Origin of the sequence: Pseudoxanthomonas gei, from assembly GCF_010119615.1 — a bacterium.
In the GTDB taxonomy this organism is placed as follows: Bacteria; Pseudomonadota; Gammaproteobacteria; order Xanthomonadales; family Xanthomonadaceae; genus Pseudoxanthomonas_A; species Pseudoxanthomonas_A gei.
This window is the reverse complement of the sequence record NZ_QOVG01000008.1, coordinates 24,987-46,322: the sequence shown is the minus strand read 5'-3', so window position 1 is coordinate 46,322 and position 21,336 is coordinate 24,987. Positions and strand designations below refer to the sequence as shown.

17 protein-coding genes are annotated in these 21,336 nt (G+C 64.6%); 1 reads left to right on the top strand and 16 read right to left on the bottom strand.

The genetic code is table 11. The features are described from left to right. Nucleotides 1-14 precede the first annotated feature (14 nt). The 11 genes from pheT to prpB form a co-directional block, all read right to left on the bottom strand. Nucleotides 15-2,402, bottom strand: a complete 2,388-nt coding sequence (gene pheT / locus DT603_RS12150) for a phenylalanine--tRNA ligase subunit beta (protein ID WP_162350156.1) — start codon at nucleotides 2,400-2,402, stop codon at nucleotides 15-17. A gap of 106 nt (nucleotides 2,403-2,508) precedes the next feature. Beyond that, on the bottom strand, nucleotides 2,509-3,519 hold the full coding sequence (gene pheS, locus DT603_RS12145; RefSeq protein ID WP_162350155.1) for a phenylalanine--tRNA ligase subunit alpha: 1,011 nt from the start codon (nucleotides 3,517-3,519) through the stop codon (nucleotides 2,509-2,511). Between the two features lie 251 nt (nucleotides 3,520-3,770). Further along, nucleotides 3,771-4,130, bottom strand: coding sequence for a 50S ribosomal protein L20 (gene rplT / locus DT603_RS12140; RefSeq protein ID WP_162350154.1), 360 nt, complete (start codon nucleotides 4,128-4,130; stop codon nucleotides 3,771-3,773). A gap of 10 nt (nucleotides 4,131-4,140) precedes the next feature. After that, entirely contained in the window at nucleotides 4,141-4,338 is a 198-nt protein-coding gene (gene rpmI / locus DT603_RS12135; RefSeq protein ID WP_162313420.1) for a 50S ribosomal protein L35, read from the bottom strand. Nucleotides 4,339-4,717: 379 nt separating this feature from the next. Next, nucleotides 4,718-5,242: a translation initiation factor IF-3 gene (gene infC / locus DT603_RS12130; protein ID WP_211369573.1), complete on the bottom strand. Its 525-nt coding sequence runs from the start codon at nucleotides 5,240-5,242 to the stop codon at nucleotides 4,718-4,720. Between the two features lie 58 nt (nucleotides 5,243-5,300). Further along, nucleotides 5,301-7,202, bottom strand: a complete 1,902-nt coding sequence (gene thrS, locus DT603_RS12125; RefSeq protein ID WP_162350153.1) for a threonine--tRNA ligase — start codon at nucleotides 7,200-7,202, stop codon at nucleotides 5,301-5,303. 244 nt (nucleotides 7,203-7,446) lie between these two features. Then, nucleotides 7,447-8,640 (bottom strand): 2-methylaconitate cis-trans isomerase PrpF, encoded by a 1,194-nt coding sequence (gene prpF, locus DT603_RS12120; RefSeq protein ID WP_162350152.1) that lies wholly within the window; start codon nucleotides 8,638-8,640, stop codon nucleotides 7,447-7,449. 213 nt (nucleotides 8,641-8,853) lie between these two features. Next, the gene (gene acnD / locus DT603_RS12115; protein ID WP_162350151.1) at nucleotides 8,854-11,448 is read right to left on the bottom strand and encodes a Fe/S-dependent 2-methylisocitrate dehydratase AcnD; all 2,595 of its coding nucleotides are present in this window, start codon (nucleotides 11,446-11,448) and stop codon (nucleotides 8,854-8,856) included. An 82-nt stretch (nucleotides 11,449-11,530) separates the two neighbouring features. Beyond that, nucleotides 11,531-12,679: a bifunctional 2-methylcitrate synthase/citrate synthase gene (gene prpC / locus DT603_RS12110; protein ID WP_162350150.1), complete on the bottom strand. Its 1,149-nt coding sequence runs from the start codon at nucleotides 12,677-12,679 to the stop codon at nucleotides 11,531-11,533. Between the two features lie 42 nt (nucleotides 12,680-12,721). Next, nucleotides 12,722-13,294 carry a DUF1003 domain-containing protein gene (locus DT603_RS12105; protein ID WP_162350149.1) on the bottom strand — a complete coding sequence of 191 codons (573 nt, stop codon included), beginning with the start codon at nucleotides 13,292-13,294 and terminating at the stop codon, nucleotides 12,722-12,724. Nucleotides 13,295-13,323: 29 nt separating this feature from the next. Next, nucleotides 13,324-14,229: a methylisocitrate lyase gene (prpB, locus tag DT603_RS12100; RefSeq protein ID WP_162350148.1), complete on the bottom strand. Its 906-nt coding sequence runs from the start codon at nucleotides 14,227-14,229 to the stop codon at nucleotides 13,324-13,326. 149 nt (nucleotides 14,230-14,378) lie between these two features. Between prpB and DT603_RS12095 the strand changes: the two genes are divergently transcribed. After that, entirely contained in the window at nucleotides 14,379-15,611 is a 1,233-nt protein-coding gene (locus tag DT603_RS12095; protein ID WP_162350147.1) for a citrate synthase family protein, read from the top strand. A gap of 9 nt (nucleotides 15,612-15,620) precedes the next feature. Here DT603_RS12095 and prpE read toward each other — a convergent pair whose 3' ends face one another. The 5 genes from prpE to DT603_RS12070 all read right to left on the bottom strand — a co-directional run bounded on the left by prpE (nucleotide 15,621) and on the right by DT603_RS12070 (nucleotide 21,274). Next, complete coding sequence (gene prpE / locus DT603_RS12090) at nucleotides 15,621-17,522, bottom strand: propionate--CoA ligase (protein ID WP_162350146.1); 1,902 nt, start codon at nucleotides 17,520-17,522, stop codon at nucleotides 15,621-15,623. Between the two features lie 465 nt (nucleotides 17,523-17,987). Beyond that, nucleotides 17,988-18,974, bottom strand: a complete 987-nt coding sequence (locus tag DT603_RS12085) for a malate dehydrogenase (protein ID WP_162350145.1) — start codon at nucleotides 18,972-18,974, stop codon at nucleotides 17,988-17,990. Between the two features lie 84 nt (nucleotides 18,975-19,058). Further along, nucleotides 19,059-19,424 (bottom strand): glutaredoxin family protein, encoded by a 366-nt coding sequence (locus DT603_RS12080; RefSeq protein ID WP_162350144.1) that lies wholly within the window; start codon nucleotides 19,422-19,424, stop codon nucleotides 19,059-19,061. A 13-nt stretch (nucleotides 19,425-19,437) separates the two neighbouring features. Next, nucleotides 19,438-20,637 (bottom strand): pyridoxal phosphate-dependent aminotransferase, encoded by a 1,200-nt coding sequence (locus DT603_RS12075; RefSeq protein ID WP_162350143.1) that lies wholly within the window; start codon nucleotides 20,635-20,637, stop codon nucleotides 19,438-19,440. A gap of 142 nt (nucleotides 20,638-20,779) precedes the next feature. After that, complete coding sequence (locus tag DT603_RS12070) at nucleotides 20,780-21,274, bottom strand: peptidylprolyl isomerase (RefSeq protein WP_162350142.1); 495 nt, start codon at nucleotides 21,272-21,274, stop codon at nucleotides 20,780-20,782. Nucleotides 21,275-21,336 lie beyond the last annotated feature (62 nt).

The following is a 21,336-nucleotide window of genomic DNA, read 5'->3' as shown; positions in this document are numbered from 1 at the left end:
ATTCCCCTTGCCCTTCAACCGCGGATCCTGGCGCCATGATCTCGGCCCATGGCAGCAACCACCCCGGTCACCACCTCTTCCACATCGCGGTCGGTCAGAGTGCGTGAGTTGTCCTGCAAAATCAAGCCCATAGCCAAGCTCTTTTGACCAGATTCGACCCCCGCGCCGACATAGCGGTCGAACAGCACCAGGTCCCTGAAAAGCGGGCCCGTGGCTTCACGGACGGTCTCTGAAACAGCCGCCCAACTGACTTCTTCGGCGACGACGAACGCAAGATCCCGACGGACGGACGGAAAGCGCGAAAGCTCGGCCGCCCTGGGTAGCGCACGCGCTGACAGCGGCGCCAGGTCGACCTCCAGGGCGATGACCTCGTCATCCAGGTCCAGCGCGCGTTGCAGGCGCGGATGCAACTGGCCGATCCAGCCAATGCACTGTCCGTCGCGGAAGACATCGGCAGAACGCCCGGGATGCCCGAACGGTTGTGACGAGGCACGGTAGTCGAGCCGTGCGCCCGCGGCCGCGGCCAGGCTTTCAAGGTCACCCTTGAGGTCATGGAAATCGGCCTTGCGTGATTTCCCATCCCATTGCTCGCGTGCCGCGTCGCCCTGGATTGCCACCGCTATGCGCTGGGTTTCGGCCGGCGCTGCATCGGCGGTACCGGCGAACACGTTGCCCAGCTCGAACAGGCGTACCCGCGTCGCCTGGCGGGCGACATTGCGCTGCAGCGCCGAGACCAGGCCAGGCAACAGGCGGGTGCGCATGACCCCCAGTTCGGCACTGAGCGGGTTGGCCAGCGGCACGGCCCGTTCGGTCGCGCCCCACTGCGCAAGCAAGGCCTGATCGACGAAGGCGTAGTTCACCGTCTCCAGGTAATCGCGCGCCGCCATGTGCCGGCGCACGCTGGCCGCCTCGACCTGGGTTTCGGTGGGCGCGGCGACACGCGTGGCGCCACCGGGCAGCGTGGTGGGAATGCGGTCGTAGCCGTGGATGCGCGCGAGTTCCTCGATCAGGTCTTCTTCGATGGCGATGTCGAAACGGCGGCTCGGCGAAACGACCTGCCAACCGTCGGCGTTCGCTTCCACCTGCATGCCCAGGGCGCGCAGGATGCGTTCGACATCGGCATCGGCGATCTCGATGCCGAGCAGGCGCGCGATGCGGGCGCGACGCAAGCTGATGCGGGTCGGGGCAGGCAAGTGTTCCGGCAACACGGCTTCCACCACCGGACCGGGCGAACCACCGGCCAGTTCCACGATGAGCCGCGTGGCCACTTCAACGGCCTGGCGTGGCAATTGCGGGTCGACGCCGCGCTCGAAGCGATGCCCTGCATCGGTATGCAGGCCGAGCTTGCGTCCGCGGCCGATGATGGCGGCGGGAATCCAGTGCGCGGCTTCCAGGAAGACGTTGCGCGTGGCCTCGGTGACGCGGGTGTCATGCCCGCCCATGATGCCGCCCAGCGCGACCGCGCGTGCCGCGTTGCCACCCTGGCTGTCGGCCACGACCAGGAAATCCTCGTCCAGCGACACCGTGCGGCCATCAAGCAGCCTGGTCTGTTCACCGCTGCGCGCATGACGCACCACGATGGGACCCACCAGCGTGTCGCGGTCGAAGGCGTGCATCGGTTGCCCCAGCTCAAGCATCACGTACTGGGTAACGTCGACCAGGAAACTGATCGGCCGGACGCCACTGCGACGCAGTCGTTCGGCCATCCACACCGGCGTGGCCACGGCCGCGTTCACACCTTCGATCACGCGTCCGACGAAACGCGGCACCTCAGCGCCGGCCTGCAGCTCGATCGCCAGCACGCTGTCGTTGAGCGCCGGCATCGGGGTGGCGTCGAATGCGACCACTTCGCTGCCGCAGGCGGCAGCCACGTCGAAGGCGATGCCACGCACGCTGAAGCAGTCGGCGCGGTTGGGCGTGAGCTTGATCTCGATGCTGGCGTCGGGCAGCGAGAGGTATTCGGCAATGGGGGCACCGACCGGCGCATCATCGGGCAGTTCCAGCAGGCCCGAAGCATCGGCATCGATTCCCAGCTCCCTGGCCGAACACAACATGCCATTGGAATCGACACCACGCAGCTTGGCCGCCTTGATGGTGAGTTCACCGACGACCGTCCCCAGCGTGGCCAGCGGAGCCACCAGTCCCGGTCGCGCGTTCGGCGCTCCGCAGACGATCTGCAGCAACTCGCCCTGCCCCGCATCCACCTGGCAGACCTGCAGCCGGTCGGCCTCGGGGTGCCTGGCGCATTCAACGATGCGCGCCACCACCACGCCCGCCAGCGATTCGCCCAGCGGGGTGACTTCCTCGACCTCCAGGCCAATGGCGGTCAGGGTCGCGGCAAGCTCGTCACGCGAAGCCTGGATGGGTACGTGGCTGCGCAGCCAGTTTTCGGAGAATTTCATGGTTTGGAGCCACAAATGGAAAGGGGAAAAGGGCGAAGGGTGCTGGCGACCGAAGAATTCCTGCTCACGCTTTCCTTGGCCACTCTCGATTTACCCTTCCCCGCCTTCAAGCAAATTGCCTGAGGAAGCGCACGTCATTTTCGAAGAAGGCGCGCAGGTCGTTGACGCCATAACGCAGCATGGCGAAACGCTCGACACCCAGGCCGAAGGCAAACCCTGTATAGCGTTCCGGATCGATGCCGCAGCTCTTCAGCACGTTGGGATGGACCATGCCGCAACCCAGCACCTCGAGCCAGCGCGTGCTGCCATCGGGCTGCTGCCAGGCGATGTCGACTTCGGCACCGGGCTCCACGAACGGGAAATAGCTGGGCCGGAAACGCATCTCGAAGTCGCGCTCGAAGAACGCGCGCACGAATTCCGCCAGCGTGCCCTTGAGGTCGGCGAAGGTGGAATGCTCGTCGACCAGCAGGCCTTCGACCTGGTGGAACATGGGCGAATGGGTCTGGTCGCTGTCGCTGCGGTAGACCTTGCCGGCGGCGATCATGCGCAACGGCGGCGCATGCTCGCCCATGTAGCGCACCTGCACGCCGGAGGTGTGCGTGCGCAACAGGCGGGCGATGCCGCTGCCATCGGGCGGGAAATAGAACGTGTCGTGCATGGCCCGCGCGGGATGGTGCGGCGGGAAGTTCAGGGCTTCGAAGTTGTGCCAGTCGTCCTCGATTTCCGGGCCGTCGGCAAGTTCGTAGCCCAGCCGCCCGAAGATATCGGTGATGCGTTCCAGCGTGCGGCTGATCGGATGCAGCCCGCCGCGTTGCGGGTTGCGGCCCGGAAGCGTGACATCGATGTTTTCACCGGCCAGGCGCGCATCCAGTGCGGCGTCTTCCAGCACTGCCTTGCGTGCGGACAGGGCGGTGGCGATGGCATCGCGGGCCAGGTTGATCGCCTCGCCCGCGGCCTTGCGCTGGTCGCCAGGCAGCGTGCCCAGCTGCTTCAACTGCGCGGTGACGGTGCCGTTCTTGCCCAGCAGCGCCACGCGCAATGATTCCAGCGCGTCGGGCGACTGCACCGATGCAATGTCGGCCAGCGCCTGGGCACTGATTTGTTCGATATCACTCATTGCCTGGATTCTCGCAGATCACTGGATCGCCATCCCGCCAAGACAGGAATCCAGTGACTTTGCTTTCGGGTCGTCGCGAAAGACGCTGGGTCCCCGCCTTCGCGGGAATGACGAGCAAAAAAGCAACCACTGGATGCCGGTAGCCGCAGGGACGGCAAGCCGCTAAAAAAACAATGGGGAAGGACTTGCGCCCTTCCCCACGTGTTCGGCGATGGATTGCCAGTGTTGCCTTTACGGTGGAGATCGCCAGCTTACGCCGCGAGTGCGCTCTTGGCTTTCTCAGCCAGGGCAGCAAAACCCACCGAGTCATGCACGGCGATGTCAGCCAGCACCTTGCGGTCCAGGGTGATACCGGCCTTCAGCATGCCGTTCATGAAACGGCTGTAGCTCAGGCCATTCATGCGGGCAGCCGCGTTGATGCGGGTGATCCACAGCGAACGGAAGTTGCGCTTCTTCTGCTTGCGGCCGATATACGCGTACTGGCCAGCCTTGATGACGGCCTGGTTGGCTACGCGGAAGACCTTGCGGCGGGCGTTGTAGTAGCCCTTGGCAAGCTTCAGGATTTTCTTGTGACGGCGGCGCGCCGTTACACCACGTTTTACTCGTGCCATTGTTCAGTCCTCAGAGATACGGAAGCATACGATCCAGACGCTTGGAGTCTTCGGCACGAATGATGTTCGTCGCACGAAGGCCGCGCTTACGCTTGGTCGACTTCTTGGTGAGGATGTGGCTCTTGTTGGCGTGGCCAGCCTTGTATTTGCCGGAAGCGGTCTTCCGGAAACGCTTGGCCGCCGCCCGGTGGGTCTTGATCTTGGGCATTGCGGTGATCCTTGTTGGTTTTTTGTAACTGACCCGGGCGGCAGCCTTCAATGCTTCGTCATGAAGCGGCCACGCTTTCCATCCATGCCCGATGTCGGCTTGTAAGTCGTTGAATCCACTTGGAATAAACGACAGGTCCTATGGTTGCCCCAAACCCTGCAGGCGACCGCCCGTATGACCGGGCCGCGTATTATGCCCGCGACGGCTTTTCCTTGCAAATCAATCTTTTGGCGGGTGTGGGTGAAGTCGCCCGCGTTGCGGGCTGCAAAGTCGGCGGCTCGCGCCGCCTGCAAATGGGGAAGGAAAGCAAGCCTCTCTTCACAGGCCGCATCGCGGCCGACTCCCCCTTGGCAGCGCCGAAGGCGCGACTTCCCGGCCCTTATTTCTTCTTGGGCGCGATCATCATCACCATCTGCCGGCCTTCAAGGCGCGGGCGCGATTCGATGACGATCTCGTCGCCAAGCTCCGTCTCGATGCGCGTGGCCATTTCACGGCCCAGCTCCTGGTGGCTCATTTCGCGGCCACGAAAGCGGATGTTGATCTTGACCTTGTCGCCTTCTTCCAGGAAGCGGCGGATGTTGCGCATCTTGATCTGGTAGTCGCCCTCGTCGGTGACCGGACGGAACTTGAGCTCCTTGATCTCGACCTGCTTCTGCTTCTTCTTGGCGGCGTTGGCCTTTTTCTGGGCTTCGAACTTGAACTTGCCGAAGTCCATGATGCGGCAGACGGGCGGATCAGCCTGCGGCTGGATCTCGACCAGGTCCATGCCGGACTCTTCGGCCAGTGCGATCGCGGCGTCGCGCGACAGCACGCCCACCATTTCGCCATCCGCACCGATCACGCGCACGTTGGGTACGCGGATCTCGCCGTTCTTGCGGTTTTGCTTGTTATCGGGGGTACTGATTGTTGCAATCTCCCAGGGAAACCATCCATGCCGGCCTCCGCGGAGGCCGGGACATTTCTTATGCGGCCTGCTCGGCGCGGAGGCGCTCGGCAAAGGCAGCGATGCTCATTGTGCCTAAATCTTCGCCCGAGCGCGTGCGCACGGCGATCGCCCCATTTTCCTTCTCGCGGTCCCCGACCACGAGCAGGTAGGGCACGCGCTGCAGCGTGTGCTCGCGGATCTTATAGCCGATCTTCTCGTTGCGCAAATCAGAAACGACCCGGAAGCCTTGATTTGCAAGGGTTTTCTGGACTTCGGCCACGTAATCGGCCTGGGCGTCGGTGATGTTCATGACCACCGCCTGGCGGGGGGCCAGCCAGGCCGGGAACGCACCAGCATGGTGCTCGATCAGGATGCCGATGAAGCGCTCCATCGAGCCGACGATGGCCCGGTGCAGCATAACGGGGTGCTTGCGCGCGGAATTCTCGTCCACGTACTCGGCCCCCAGGCGCTCGGGCATCATGAAATCGACCTGCATGGTGCCCAGCTGCCAGGTCCGGCCGATGGCGTCCTTGAGGTGGTATTCGATCTTGGGACCGTAGAAGGCGCCCTCGCCCGGCAGCTCCTGCCATTCCACGCCGCATACCGCCAGCGCCGAGCGCAGCGCGCCTTCGGCCTTGTCCCAGGTGGCGTCGTCGCCCAGGCGCGCTTCCGGGCGCAAGGCGATCTTGATCTGGATGTCCTGGAACCCGAACGCCTGGTACACCGCCAGCGCCTGCTGGTGGAAGGCCGTGACTTCGGATTCGATCTGGTCCTCGGTGCAGAAGATATGACCGTCGTCCTGGGTGAAGCCACGCACGCGCAGGATGCCGTGCAGCGCGCCGGAGGGTTCGTTGCGATGGCAGGCACCGAATTCGCCGTAACGGATCGGCAGGTCGCGGTAGCTGTGCAGCCCCTGATTGAACACCTGCACATGGCCGGGGCAGTTCATCGGCTTCAGCGCATAGGTGCGCTTCTCCGATTCGGTGAAGAACATGTTGTCCTGGTAGTTGTCCCAGTGGCCGGACTTCTGCCACAGCGACACGTCCAGGATCTGCGGGCAGCGCACTTCGCCATAGCCGGTGTCGCGGTAGACCTTGCGCATGTACTGCTCGACCACCTGCCAGATGGCCCAGCCCTTGGGGTGCCAGAACACCAGGCCCGGGGCTTCTTCCTGCAGGTGGAACAATTCCTGCTGCTTGGCGATCTTGCGGTGGTCGCGCTTGTCGGCTTCCTCGATGCGGGTGATGTAGGCCTCGAGCTGCTTCTTGTCGGCCCAGGCCGTGCCGTAGATGCGCTGCAGCTGCTCGTTCTTGGCATCGCCACGCCAGTAGGCACCGGAAATGCGGGTCAGCTTGAACGCCTTCAGGAAGCGCGTATTGGGCACGTGCGGGCCGCGGCACATGTCCACGTATTCCTGGTGGTAGTACAGGCCCATGGCCGTTTCGTCAGGCATGTCCTCGATCAGGCGCAGTTTGTATTCCTCGCCACGCGACTTGAATGTCTCGATCACTTCGGCGCGCGGCGTCACCTTCTTGATGACGTCGTAATCCTGGGCGATGAGTTCCTGCATGCGCTGCTCGATCGCGGCCAGGTCCTCTGGCGTGAACGGGCGCTCGTTCCAGATGTCGTAATAGAAGCCTTCGGCGATGACCGGGCCGATCACCATCTTGGCTTCCGGGAACAGCTGCTTCACCGCATGGCCGACCAGGTGCGCGCTGGAGTGGCGGATGATCTCCAGGCCCTCCTCGTCCTTGGGCGTGATGATGCGCAGGCTGGCGTCGTGCTCGATGCGGTCACTGGCGTCGACCAGCTTGCCGTCGACCGCGCCGGCCACGGTGGCCTTGGCCAGGCCGGCGCCGATGGACTGGGCCACTTCCATGACCGTGACGGGGTTTTCGAATTCGCGGCGGCTGCCGTCGGGGAGCGTGATCGTGATCATTTTGGGTAACCGTAGAAAGCAAAAAAGGCGCCACGCGCCTTCGACCAGGGTACGAAGTGGCGGCGGGAAATCAGCGGTGGGAGATGGTAGTGCTCATGTCGCACGCTCGGCCCGCGTTGGCAGGCCACCTGGGGCTGTCGGGCGCCGGATCGGCCCGGACGCATGTTAATGGAATCAGGCCGGGCTGTCCTGCGTCGACCGGCTCCCGCAAGGCGGCGAAATGCCAGTCCGCCGCGAGGATCTGTCAGAACGAGTCGCCCGGCACCCGCACCGCGCCTTCCATCAGGACGCGGGCGCTGCGGCTCATGATCGCCTTGCGCACCGCCCACTGGCCGTCGGCCTGCATCGCTTCGGCCCCCACCCGCAGGGTGCCCGAAGGATGGCCGAACACGACCACTTCGCGGGTGCCACCGCCCGCTGCGGCATTGACCAGGGTGCCCGGCACGGCCGCCGCGGCGGCGATCGCCACCGAGGCGGTCCCCATCATGGCGTGGTGCAGCTTGCCCATGGACATGGCACGGGCCAGCAGGTCGATGTCAGACGCCCGCACAGACTTGCCGCTGGAAGAAACGTAATCCTTTGCGGATGCGACGAACGCGACCTTGGGCGTCAGCGGACGCGCCGCTGCCTGGGAGGCCTCGGCGACCAGGCCCATGCGCACGGCGCCGTGGGCACGGATCGCCTCCAGCCTGGCCAGTGCGGCCTTGTCTTCGTTGATGGCGGCCTGCAATTCGGTGCCGTCATAACCCAGCGCCGCAGCGTCCACGAAAATGGTCGGCACGCCGGCATTGATCAGGGTGGCCTTGAAAGACCCGATCCCCGGCACTTCCAGCGTGTCGACCAGGTTGCCGGTCGGGAACATGGCGCCACCGCCCTCGCCGTCGCCTTCATCGGCAGGGTCCAGGAACTCCAGCTGTATTTCGGCCGCCGGAAAGGTCACGCCGTCCAGCTCGAAGTCGCCGGTTTCCTGCACTTCGCCATTGGCGACCTGCACATGGGCAATGATGGTCTTGGCAATGTTGACCTGCCAGATGCGCACTGTGCAGAGGCCGTCATGCGGAATGCGCGCCGGGTCGACCAGGCCATTGGCGATTGCGAACGGACCGACGGCTGAAGACAGGTTGCCGCAGTTGCCGCTCCAGTCGATGAAGCTGTCGTTGATGGGAACCTGCCCGTACAAATAATCGACGTCGTGTTCCGGCTGCGTGCTTTTCGAAATGATGACGACCTTGCTGGTGCTCGAGGTCGCGCCGCCCATGCCGTCGGTGTGCTTGCCGTAGGGATCGGGCGAACCGATGACCCGCAGCAGCAATGCGTCGCGTGCGGCGCCGGGCAGCTGGGCGGCGAACGGCAGGTCTTCCAGGCGAAAAAAGACGCCCTTGCTGGTGCCTCCGCGCATGTAGGTGGCGGGGATGCAGATCTGGGGAATATGGGTCATGAATATTTTCCTGATATTGAGTATCGGAAGCGCTAAGCGGGGAAGTCCAGGCTTTTGACGTGTCCTCTTTGGAAAAGGAGGCTACGGAGGATTTGCCCTTGATCCTGCTTCGGGCAAATAGCAACGGCAAGAGCAAATCCCCCTCAATCCCCCTTTTTCAAAGGGGGAGGCAACAGCATTAATCCCCGGCTGTTCCCTTTGCTATTCCCTACTTCACGCGACTTTCGATGACTCCAGGAAATCCTGCGCAAACCTCTGCAGCACCCCACCCGCCTCGTAGATCGAAACCTCTTCATCGCTGTCCAGCCTGCACGTCACCGGCACCTCGACCCGCTCGCCCGACCGGCGATGGATCACCAGGGTCAGCTCGGCGCCCGGGGTACGCTCGCCGATGACGTCGAACGTCTCCGTCCCATCGATACCCAGCGTGATGCGCGTGGTCCCCGGCTTGAACTCCAGCGGCAGCACGCCCATGCCGACCAGGTTGGTGCGGTGGATGCGCTCGAAGCCTTCGGCTGCGATGGCTTCCACGCCAGCCAGGCGCACGCCCTTGGCCGCCCAGTCGCGCGATGAACCCTGGCCGTAATCCGCACCGGCGATGATGATCAGCGGCTGCTTGCGATCCATGTAGGTTTCGATCGCTTCCCACATGCGCACGACCTTGCCTTCCGGCTCCAGGCGCGCCAGCGAGCCCTGCTTCACGCCGCCGTCCGGGTTGCGCACCATCTCGTTGAACAGCTTCGGGTTGGCGAAGGTGGCGCGCTGCGCGGTGAGGTGGTCGCCGCGATGGGTGGCGTAGGAATTGAAGTCCTCTTCAGGCAGGCCCATCTTCGCCAGGTATTCGCCTGCCGCGCTGTTGAGCATGATCGCGTTCGAGGGCGAAAGATGGTCGGTAGTGATGTTGTCCGGCAGCACTGCCAACGGACGCAGGCCCTGCAGTGTGCGCGCGCCCGCAAGCGCACCTTCCCAATACGGTGGACGGCGGATATAGGTGCTTTGCGGGCGCCAATCGTATAGCGGTTCGACTCTCGGTCCATGCTCCACGCGCACCGCGAACATCGGGTTGTAGACACTGCGGAACTGCTCGGGCTTCACCGAAGCCTTGACCACGGCGTCGATCTCCTCGTCGCTGGGCCAGACATCCTTCAGGCGGATTTCCCTGCCGTCGACCACGCCCAGCACGTCCTTCTCGATGTCGAAGCGGATGGTGCCGGCAATGGCATAGGCCACCACCAAGGCCGGCGAGGCCAGGAAGGCCTGCCTGGCGTAGGGATGGATGCGGCCGTCGAAATTGCGATTGCCCGACAGCACGGCGGTGGCGTACAGGTCGCGGTCGATGATCTCCTGCTGGATCACCGGGTCCAGCGCGCCGGACATGCCGTTGCAGGTGGTGCAGGCGAAGCCGACCACGCCAAAGCCAAGCGCCTCCAGCTCGGGCATCAGCCCGCTTTCTTCCAGGTACAGCGATACCGCCTTGGAACCCGGCGCCAGCGAGGTCTTCACCCACGGCTTGCGTGCAAGGCCCAGCTGGTTCGCATTGCGCGCCAGCAACGCTGCGGAGATCACGTTGCGCGGATTGCTGGTGTTGGTGCAGCTGGTGATCGCGGCGATGATCACCGCGCCGTCGGGCATCAGGCCCGGCACTTCCTCCCAGACACCGGCGATGCCACGCGCCGCCAGGTCGGCAGTGGCCACGCGCGCATGCGGGTTGGACGGCCCGGCCATGTTGCGCACCACGGCGGACAGGTCGAAGCGCAGGTCGCGGTCGTACTGCACGCCGCCCAGGCTGTCGGACCAGAGCCCGGTGTGGCGGGCATACGACTCCACCAGCCTGATCTGTTCCTCGTCGCGACCAGTCAGGCGCAGGTAATCGATGGTCTGCGAGTCGATGGAGAACATCGCGGCGGTGGCGCCGTATTCCGGCGCCATGTTGGAGATGGTGGCGCGGTCGCCCACGGTGAGGGCCGAAGCGCCTTCACCATGGAATTCCAGCCACGCGCCCACGACCTTGGACTTGCGCAGGAACTCGGTCAGCGCCAGCACCACGTCGGTGGCGGTGATGCCGGGCTGCGGCCGGCCCGTCAGCTGGACGCCGACGATCTGCGGCGTGCGCATCCACGAGGCGCGGCCCAGCATCACGTTCTCCGCCTCCAGCCCGCCCACGCCGATCGCAATCACGCCCAGCGCGTCTACGTGCGGGGTGTGGCTGTCGGTGCCCACGCAGGTATCGGGGAAGGCAACGCCTTCGCGCACCTGCACGACCGGCGACATCTTCTCCAGGTTGATCTGGTGCATGATCCCGTTGCCCGGCGGGATCACCTCCATGTTCTTGAACGCCTGCCGGGTCCATTCGATGAAGTGGAAACGGTCCTCGTTGCGGCGATCCTCGATGGCGCGGTTCTTCTCGAACGCCGCCGGGTCGTAGCCACCGCATTCCACCGCCAGCGAATGGTCGACGATCAGCTGTACCGGCACCACCGGGTTGACCTGGGCCGGATCACCGCCTTGTTCGGCGATCGCATCACGCAAGCCTGCAAGGTCCACCAGCGCGGTCTGGCCGAGTATGTCGTGGCAGACCACGCGCGCCGGAAACCACGGGAAATCCAAATCCGACTTGCGCTCGATCAATTGCCGCAGCGACGCATTCAAAGTGCCCGGGTCGCAACGTCGCACCAGATTTTCGGCCAGCACGCGCGAACTGTAGGGCAGCGTGTCGTAGGCGCCCGGGCTGATGGCATCCACCCCTTCGCGCGCGTCGAAATAATCCAGCGAGGTGCCGGGGAGGGTCTTGCGGTACTGGGTATTCATGGCGGGCGATCCGGTGGATTCCTACTGTCGCATGGGTGTTACGCAGGTGCAGGCGAAGCGGCGCTCCGCCTGCACACCGCCGCTAGCGCTGGTCGATCGGCACGAAGGCCAGGTCTTCCGGGCCGGTGTAGTTGGCACTGGGACGGATGATCTTGCCGTCGATGCGCTGTTCGATCACGTGGGCGCTCCAGCCACTGGTGCGGGCGATCACGAACAGCGGCGTGAACATCGCCGTCGGCACGCCCATCATGTGGTAGCTGACCGCACTGAACCAGTCCAGGTTCGGGAACATCTTCTTGATGTCCCACATCACCGTCTCCAGGCGCTCGGCGATGTCGTACATCTTGCGGTTGCCCTGCTCGTCCGACAGCTCGCGCGCCACATCCTTGATCACCTGGTTGCGCGGGTCTCCGGTGGTGTAGACCGGATGGCCGAAGCCGATGACGACTTCCTTGCGCTCGACGCGGGCCTTGATGTCGGCCTCGGCTTGGTCAGGCGTTTCATAGCGCTTCTGCACTTCGAAGGCGACCTCGTTGGCGCCGCCGTGCTTGGGGCCGCGCAGCGCGCCGATGCCACCGGTGATGCAGCTGTGCAGGTCGCTGCCGGTGCCGGCGATGACCCGGCACGCGAAGGTCGAGGCGTTGAACTCGTGCTCGGCGTACAGGATCAGCGAGGTATGCATCGCCTTGACCCACGACTCGCGCGGCTTCGCGCCATGCAGCAGATGCAGGAAATGGCCACCGATGCTGTCTTCGTCCGAGTCGGTGTCGATGCACTTGCCGTTGTGGCTCCAGTGGTACCAGTACAGCAGCATGGGGCCGAGCGATGCCATCAGCTTGTCGGCGATGTCACGCGCGCCGGGATGGTTGTGGTCGTCCTTTTCCGGCAATACGCAGCCAAGCACCGACACGCCGGTGCGCATCACGTCCATGGGGTGTGCCGAAGCCGGCAGTTGCTCCAGCGCCACCTTGACTGCCGCGGGAACGCCGCGCAGTGATTTCAGCTTGGTCTTGTAGGCGGCAAGTTCGGCGCGATTCGGCAGCTTGCCGTGGACCAGCAGGTGGGCGATTTCCTCGAACTCGGAAGTGCGGGCGATATCCAGGATGTCGTAGCCGCGGTAGTGCAGGTCGTTGCCGCTGCGGCCCACGGTGCACAGGGCGGTGTTGCCGGCGGCGGTGCCTGACAGGACGACGGATTTCTTGGGCTTGAAGGGAACGGCGGCTTCGGTCATTGGATGTACTCGCTTTTCTCAAATGGAAGGACGGGCATGCCGTCAGTCTGGATTCTGATTGCGCTGCAGCAGCTGCCGCAGCAGTTCTATCTGCTGGTTCTGCAACTCCACCAGCGTGGACCAGTCGCTCTCGCGCAGGTCGTTGAGCTTTTCGTGGACCTGCATGATTTCCAGCTCGGCCTTGACGTTCACCTCGTAGTCGTTGTGCGCACGCAGGCGGTCGATGACCCCCTGCCGGTTCTGGCTCATCATGATGATCGGCGCCTGGATCGCGGCCACGCAGGACAGGCACAGGTTCAGCAGGATGTAGGGATAGGGATCGAACGCACCCTTGGCCAGCACGAAGGTGTTGATGACCATCCACGCCACCAGGCACAGCAGGAAGGTGATGATGAAAGCCCAGCTGCCGCCGACCTGGGCGACCTTGTCGGCGACGCGTTCACCGAGACCAACGCCGCGCTCGTACTCCTGCACGATGTTGCGCGACACATGGCGCTGGGCGATGAAGCGCTCGACGATCTCGCGCTCATGGGCCGGCAGTTTCTCCACCTCGACCTGCAGCAGGCGGCGCGCGGTTTCGCGGCGGTCGGGATGTTTCCTGGACGTGGCTGTCATGAGGGAACTCCGTTGCGCACTGCCTGCAATCAGCCTTGCTTCCTGGCGAACAGGGCATCGAGCTTCTGCTCGAAGTCGTGGTAACTGATGCGCTCGTAGAGCTCCTCGCGCGTCTGCATGCTGCCGACCACGTTCTGCTGGTGGCCATCGCGACGGATCGCGGTGTACACCGCTTCGGCGGCCTTGTTCATGGCGCGGAACGCCGACAGCGGGTACAGCTGGATGGCCACGCCGACCGAGGCCAGCTCGTCGCGGGTGAACAGCGGCGTCTTGCCGAACTCGGTGATGTTGGCCAGCACCGGCACCTTCACCGCATCGACGAAACGCTGGTAGGTGGGAAGATCGTAGGCGGCTTCGGCGAAGATGCCGTCGGCGCCGGCTTCCACGCAGGCGATGGCGCGCTCGATGGCCGCATCCACGCCATCGACCTGGATGGCGTCGGTGCGGGCGATCAGGAAAAACTGCGCATCGGTCTTCGCATCGGCGGCCGCCTTGACCCGGTCCACCATCTCGGACGCAGTGACTATTTCCTTGCCGGGCCGATGGCCGCAACGCTTGGCTCCAACCTGGTCCTCGATATGGCAGGCCGCGGCACCGGCCTTGATCAGCGACTTCACCGTGCGCTCGATATTGAAGGCGCTGGGGCCGAAGCCGGTGTCGATGTCGACCAGCAACGGCAGGTCGCAGACGTCGGTGATGCGGCGCACGTCGATCAGCACGTCTTCAAGGGTATTGATGCCCAGGTCCGGCAGGCCCAGCGAGCCAGCGGCCACGCCGCCACCGGACAGATAGATGGCGCGATAGCCGGCGCGCTTGGCCAGCAGGGCGTGGTTGGCATTGATGGCGCCGATCACCTGCAGCGGGGATTCGGCGGCCAGCGCGGCGCGGAACTTCGCGCCGGGTGAAGCGGGGGCGCCAGCGGATGGGTGGCTCATGCGGCAGGACTCCTGTTTGGGGTCGCGTAGCCGTCACGGCGACGAGCCGGACGGCTGAGGTGGGCGAATGGTACGCCCCTCGACGGGTTGCAAATCTGGCACCAAATCGAGTATTGATCAATCTTGATCAAGTCAATCAATGTGTTGCCATGCTCGCTGATGCCGCCCGCCCCGACCTGCTGTCCGCCCGCGAAACCTGTTCGCTTCTGGGCATCAGCCAAGCCACCCTGTATGCGTACGTCAGCCGCGGCCTGCTGGAATCCCGACCGGGGCCGGACCACCGCAGCCGACTGTATCCGCGGCAGGACGTGGAGCGGCTGGCCCAGCGCAAGCAGGCGGGGCGCGGCGCGGCACGCGGCGCGGCCCAGAGCCTTGATCGTGGCCTGCCCGTGCTGGAAACGCAGATCTCGCTGATCCGACCCGATGGTCCCTACTACCGCGGCCGCTCGGCGATCGCCGCCGTGCACGAGGGTGCGACCCTGGAGGACGTGGCCCGGCTGCTGTGGGACTGTGGCGAACATGATCCCTTCGCGGTTTCCATCGACGCGCAGTGGCCAGCCACGGTGGCCGGGATCGCCTGTGTCGCCAGCTTGCCGCCGCTGGAAAGAACGATGTCGGCGATTCCGTTGCTGGCCCTCGAAGTGCGCCACTCCTTCAATTCGGCGCCGCGCGTGCGGCATGAGATTGCCGCCACCCTGCTGCGCCACAACGCCGCGCTGCTGGTGGCCCAACCGCCTTCGACCGGTCCGGTGCACCGCCAGCTTGCCCAGTGCTGGAAACCTGGCGACGAAGCCTTCGCCGAACTGGTGCGCGCCGCGCTGGTGGTGTGCGCCGACCACGAATTGAACGTGTCGGCATTCGCAGCACGTGTGGTGGCGTCCACCGGCGCCCACCTGCATGCCACGGTCTGCAGCGGGCTGGCCGCGCTTTCCGGCCCGCGACACGGCGGTGCCACCGCGCGTACCCACGCCCTGATCGCCGACGCGCGCGAAGTGGCCTCCATCCGTGAATTCATTTCCACCCGCTGGCAACGTGGCGACGACCTGCCGGGTTTCGGCCACGTGCTGTATCCGCACGGCGACCCGCGCGCCACCGAGATCCTGGCCAGGCTGCGTGCGGCCAATGCGGGCACGCCGGTGATGGACGCGCTGGAATCCATCATCGCCGCCGCCGAGGAGGTCAGCGGCCAGCGCCCCAACATCGACTTCATGCTGGCTGCCATCTGCCACGCCAATGCCCTGCCCGCCACGCCGGCGCTGGTGATGTTCGCGGCCGGACGCGTGGCCGGCTGGCTGGCCCACGCGCTGGAACAGCAGGCCCAGGGCCGGCTGATCAGGCCGCGCGCCAGCTACACCGGCATTGCCCCGGCGGCGCCGGAATGAAGGGCGCGCTCAGCTGCCGACTTCAGGGCCGCGCAGCAGCGCCTTCCGGATTTCCTCCAGCGCGTTGGGATCGTCCAGGGTGGACATGTCACCAGGATCCGAGCCCTGCGCCAGCGCCTGCAACGAGCGTCGCAGCAACTTGCCCGAACGCGTCTTCGGCAGGGCATTGACGATATAGACCCGGGCCGGTCGGGCCACGGCGCCCAGGCTGTCCTCCACCGCCCGGCGCATGCCGCGGGCAGCCGCTACCCGCTCCAGCGGCTCATCGCTGTGGTGGCGCAGCGTGGCGAACACGACCGGCACCTGGCCTTTGAGTTCGTCATGCACGCCAATTACGGCTGCCTCGGCCACGGCGCTGAAGGAAGAAACCGACTCCTCTATCTCACGCGTGCCCAGGCGATGGCCGGCTACGTTGATGACATCGTCGGTGCGCCCAAGGATGAAGGTATAACCGTCCTCGTCGCGTATCGCCCAGTCCAGCGAGCTGTAAAGAAGCTCCTTGAAATGGCTGAAATAACTGCCGATGAAACGGGCATCGTCGTTCCAGATGGTGGTCATGCAGCCGGGCGGCAGGGGCGGCTGGAACACCAGCACTCCCTTCTGGTTCGGCGCGGTTTCAGTGCCATCGCTCTCGTTGATCACCTTCATGCGATAGCCGAGGTTGGGAAAGCCGGGCGATCCGAACTTCACCGGTTTCATCTCCAGCCCTGGCAGCAGGGTGATCGCAGGCCAGCCGGTCTCGGTCTGCCAGTAGTTGTCGATGACCGGCTTACCCAGCGCATCGTGGATCCAGTGCGCGGTGGTTTCGTCCAGCGGCTCGCCAGCCAGGAACAGGTACTGCAACTTCGACAGGTCGTGGTCGCGGATGAAGGAGACATCATGCTTCTTCAAAACGCGGATCGCGGTCGGCGAGGAGAACATGGTGCGCACGCCGTATTTTTCGCACAGCGACCACCAGATGCCGGCATCCGGATTGAGCGGCAGCCCTTCGTACAACAGGGTGGTGCAGCCACCGATCAACGGACCGTACACGTTGTAGGAATGCCCCACCGCCCAGCCCACGTCGGAGGTGGAGAACATGACCTGTCCCGGCGCCACATCGAACACGGTCCGCATCGACAATGCCAGCGCGACGGCATAGCCGCCGACGTCGCGCTGCACGCCCTTGGGCTTGCCGGTGGTGCCGGAGGTGTAGAGCAGGTAGCTGGGCTCGTTGGACTCCAGCCACTCGACCGGCACCTCGGCATCGCCGACTTCGGCCCGGAGCGCAGCGTAGTCGACGTCGCGACCTTCGACCCTGGGCAAGGCCGGGTGCAGGCCGCGCGAGACGATCAATACTTTCTGCGGAGGCGTTGCCGATGCCTCGCAGGCCTGGTCCACCAATGCTTTATAGGGCAGCACCTTGCCGCCGCGCATTCCGGCGTCGGCGGCAATCAGCAGCTTGGGCGTGGCATCGTCGATGCGCAGCGCCAGGTTGTGCGCGGCAAACCCGCCAAACACCACCGAATGCACTGCGCCGATGCGCGCGCACGCCAGCATGGCAAATACGGCCTCGGCCATGTTGGGCATGTAGATGACCACGCGATCGCCGCGGCCGACATCCAGCTTTTTAAGGATGGCCGCGAACGCATTGACCTCGCGATACAGCTGCGCGTAGGTGATCTCTCGGGTGAGGTTGGTTTCGGTGGAAATGGCGACCAGCGCAAGCTGTTCGCCGCGCTCGGCCAGATGGCGGTCCACGGCGTTGTAGCAGAGGTTGGTCTGGCCGCCGACGAACCACTTGCGGAACGGCGGATTGGAATAATCGAGGATCTGCTGTGGCGGCACATGCCAGTGAATGACCTTGGCTTCCTCGGCCCAGAATGCCTCCGGCTCCTCGATTGAACGGCGATAGGTTTCTTCGTAGCCCATGCTGCACTCCCGGACGCGATACTTCGCGCAGCATAGTCCTCGCGGCGAGACGAGGCCTTCCGACATTGGTCGCATCTGCATCACAAGGCCACGCAGGGCCGGGCGGACGATTGGAATGGGCGTAGCGATACCTGCGGGGCGAATGTGCTGGCCCAGGACCTGTAGGAGCGACGCAAGTCGCGAAGCACGCGGCGCATGATCGCCTACAGGGTCGGGGGCCAATGATTTCCCGGCTTCGCGACTTGCGTCGCTCCTACAACAACCCCCATTTCCAAGGGTCTTCATCCCGATGCAGTCCGGCCCCCTCGCCTATCGTCATGTCGGCGCAGGACGAGTGAAAAGGAGGTCGCGATTCCGGTCGGGCAGCGTTAAAAAAACCGTTGCTACAGGGCATCTCGGGCCAGCGCCTGCAACGAAAAACGCCGGGCAAGCCCGGCGTTTTTGTCCTGCAGCTGATCGCGGCGATCAGCCCAGCAGATGCGCCACGCCGGCGCGCTCTTCTTCCAGCTCGGCCAGGGTCTTGTCCATGGCCGCGCGGCTGAATGCGTCGACTTCCAGGCCTTCCACGCGGGTGTATTCGCCATTGGCGGTGATCACCGGCACGCCGTACATCACCCCTTCCGGAATGCCGTAGCTGCCATCCGACGGCACGCCCATGGTCACCCACTTGCCGTTGCTGCCCAGCATCCAGTCGTGGATGTGGTCGATGGCGGCGTTGGCCGCAGAGGCGGCCGAGGACAGCCCGCGCGCTTCGATGATCGCAGCCCCGCGCTTGCCGACCTGCGGGATGAACGCATCGCTGTTCCAGGCCGCGTCGTTGATCTTGTCCTTCAACGAAGCACCGCTGACTGTGGCGAAGCGGTAATCCGGATACATGGTCGGGCTGTGGTTGCCCCACACGATCAGGTTTTCAATGTCACCTACCGCCACGCCGGCCTTGTTGGCCAGTTGCGACAGCGCGCGATTGTGGTCCAGCCGCAGCATGGCGGTGAAATTCTTCGCCGGCAGGTCGGGCGCGGACTTCATGGCGATATAGGCGTTGGTGTTGGCCGGGTTGCCGACCACCAGCACCTTCACGTTGCGCGAAGCGACCTTGTTCAATGCGGCGCCCTGCGCAGTGAAGATCTTGGCGTTCTCCAGCAGCAGGTCCTTGCGCTCCATGCCCGGGCCGCGCGGACGCGCGCCGACCAGCAGGGCAACGTCGACGTCCTTGAACGCGACTTCCGGGTCATCGGTGCCGACCATGCCGGCCAGCAGCGGGAACGCGCAGTCTTCAAGCTCCATCATCACGCCCTTCAGCGCGGCCTGGGCCTTGTCGATCGGCAGTTCCAGCAACTGCAGGATCACCGGCTGGTCCTTGCCCAGCATTTCGCCGGAGGCAATACGGAACAGCAGCGCGTAGCCGATCTGGCCAGCGGCACCGGTGACGGCGACTCGAACGGGATTCTTCATGACTAGTCCTCTACAAGGTGGAACGTGGGGTAAGAACGCGGGATGGGATCGTGTCGTGGAAACGTGGGGCGGCAATCGTGGTGATCAGTAAACGCGGTAACCCAGCGGCAGCAGGTTCCGATGCAGCAAAGCAGTGTCATAGCCCTCGATGACCTGCTGTCCAACCACCGTCACGGGCACGCCGCGGGTGCCGAGTGCGCTGGCGGCGCGGCTTCCTTCCTCGGTGTCCACGTCGAGGACGCGGTAAAGCACCCCGGCCAGTTCGAAGTCCTTCCGCTGCTGGCGGCAATAACCGCACCATTCTGCCGCCAGCATGACGATGCCCTTGTCGCCGGTGAGCAGGCGAGGATCATCCGCTTGCAGCGTGACTTCCCTGCCCTGCCACCATGACATCGCAGCCCAGACAGCGCCTCCCAACAAAAGCATCAGCAGCAGGTTGCGAACGTTCATGCGCAATGCGGGCTCAAACGAGCTCGGCGAAGAATTCCTGGATCCGCTGCATGCCAGGCGCCAGTTGTGGCGTCGGGCAGGTATAGCTGATGCGCAGCGCACGCGGCTCACCAAAAGCAGAACCCGGCACGCAGGCCACGCCCTTGGCTTCCAGCAACGCGCTGCAGAAATCGATGTCGTTGTTTATGACGGCGCCGTTGTGCGATTTGCCGAAGGCGCAACTGATGTCCGGGAACACATAGAACGCACCTTGCGGACGCGGACAGACCACGCCGGGAATGGCGGCCAGCGCGGCCATGACCTGGTCGCGCTTGCCCTGGAATTCCAGGTTCTTGGCTTCGGTGACATCCTGGGGACCCGACAAGGCGGCGATTGCGGCGGCAGTCGTGACTTCGGGGATGTTGGTGATGTGGTTGGAATTGAGCGTGGTCACTGCCTGGGCAACCGATTCCGGGCCGGCCATGAAACCCACGCGCCAACCCGGCATGCCGTAGGTCTTGGACAGCGAGTCGACGAACACGGTGCGCTCGCGCAATTCAGGCCGCGCCTGCACGAAGTTGTAGTACTCCAGCCCGTCGAACAGCATGCGGTTGTAGATGTCGTCGGTGATGATCCAGGTGTCCGGATACTTCACCAGCACCTCGGCCAGGGCGATGACTTCATCCTTCGTGTAGACCATGCCGGTCGGGTTGGAAGGATTGTTGAACAGGAACACCTTGGGCCTGGTGGCCAGTGCGGCATCGAGCTGCTCTACCGTGAGCTTGTAGTCCTGGCTGGCCGGGCACGGCAGTTCCAGGATCCGGGCGTTGACGATCTCGGCGATGTCGACATACGAAGTCCAGTACGGGGCCGGGAAGGCGATGGTGTCGCCCTCATCCAGCAGCACTTCGGCCAGGTTGTAGAGCACGTGCTTGGCGCCGATGCCGGTGGACAGGTTGGCACGGGTGTAGCCGGTCAGGCCCAGCTGTTCCATGTGCTTGAGGAAGGCATCCAGCAGGGCGTCGGCACCACGGTTGGAACCGTACTGACCCGAATCCTTGGCCAGCGCGTCACGGGCGGCCTGGTAGACGTGCTCACCCGGCAGGAAGTTCGGAACGCCGATGGAAAAACTGATGACGTCGCGACCCGTGGCCTTGAGCTTCTTGGCCTTCTCGGCGACTGCCATGATCGCGCTGGGTTTGGCGCGACCCATGCGCCCGGCTAACTTGAGCATTACTTGACCTCGTGGGGTGAGGAAACGCGGGAGTGGGAACGCGGGATGGAACGGGCGCCGCGGCGCGACGCCGATTTTATCATGGCGCCCAGAGGCGCTGAGCCGGCTCCCCCTGGTCGACGATCAGGGGGAGCGACCTGGATCAGGCACTCAGGTGACGGTTCCACTCCGCGACCTGGTCGGCCTTGGCCGCCAGCACTGCCGCGGCATCGCCTTCGATCTTCACCGAGTTGATGAGGTCGCCACCTTTGACGCTGTCGACCACGTCCAGGCCTTCGAGGACCTTGCCGAACACGGTATGCCTGCCGTCCAGGTGAGGGGTGGCCACGTGGGTGATGAAGAACTGGCTGCCGTTGGTGTTGGGGCCCGCATTGGCCATGGACAGCACGCCGCGCTCGTGGCGCACGCCGTTGTTGGTCTCGTCGGCGAAACGGTAGCCCGGGCCGCCGCGACCGGAGCCTTCGGGGCAGCCACCCTGGATCATGAAGTCGGGGATGACACGGTGGAAATTGAGGCCGTCATAGAAGCCGCGCTGGGCCAGATTGACGAAATTGGCCACCGTAAGCGGGGCCTTGTCGGGGTACAGCTCGACCTTGATGGGGCCGCGGGCGGTGTCAAAAGTGGCGGTCAGGGACATGGGAGACTCCGTGGAAGGGTTGGGGAACGAGGGTGTTGTTCAGCGAATGCATTGGATTGGGG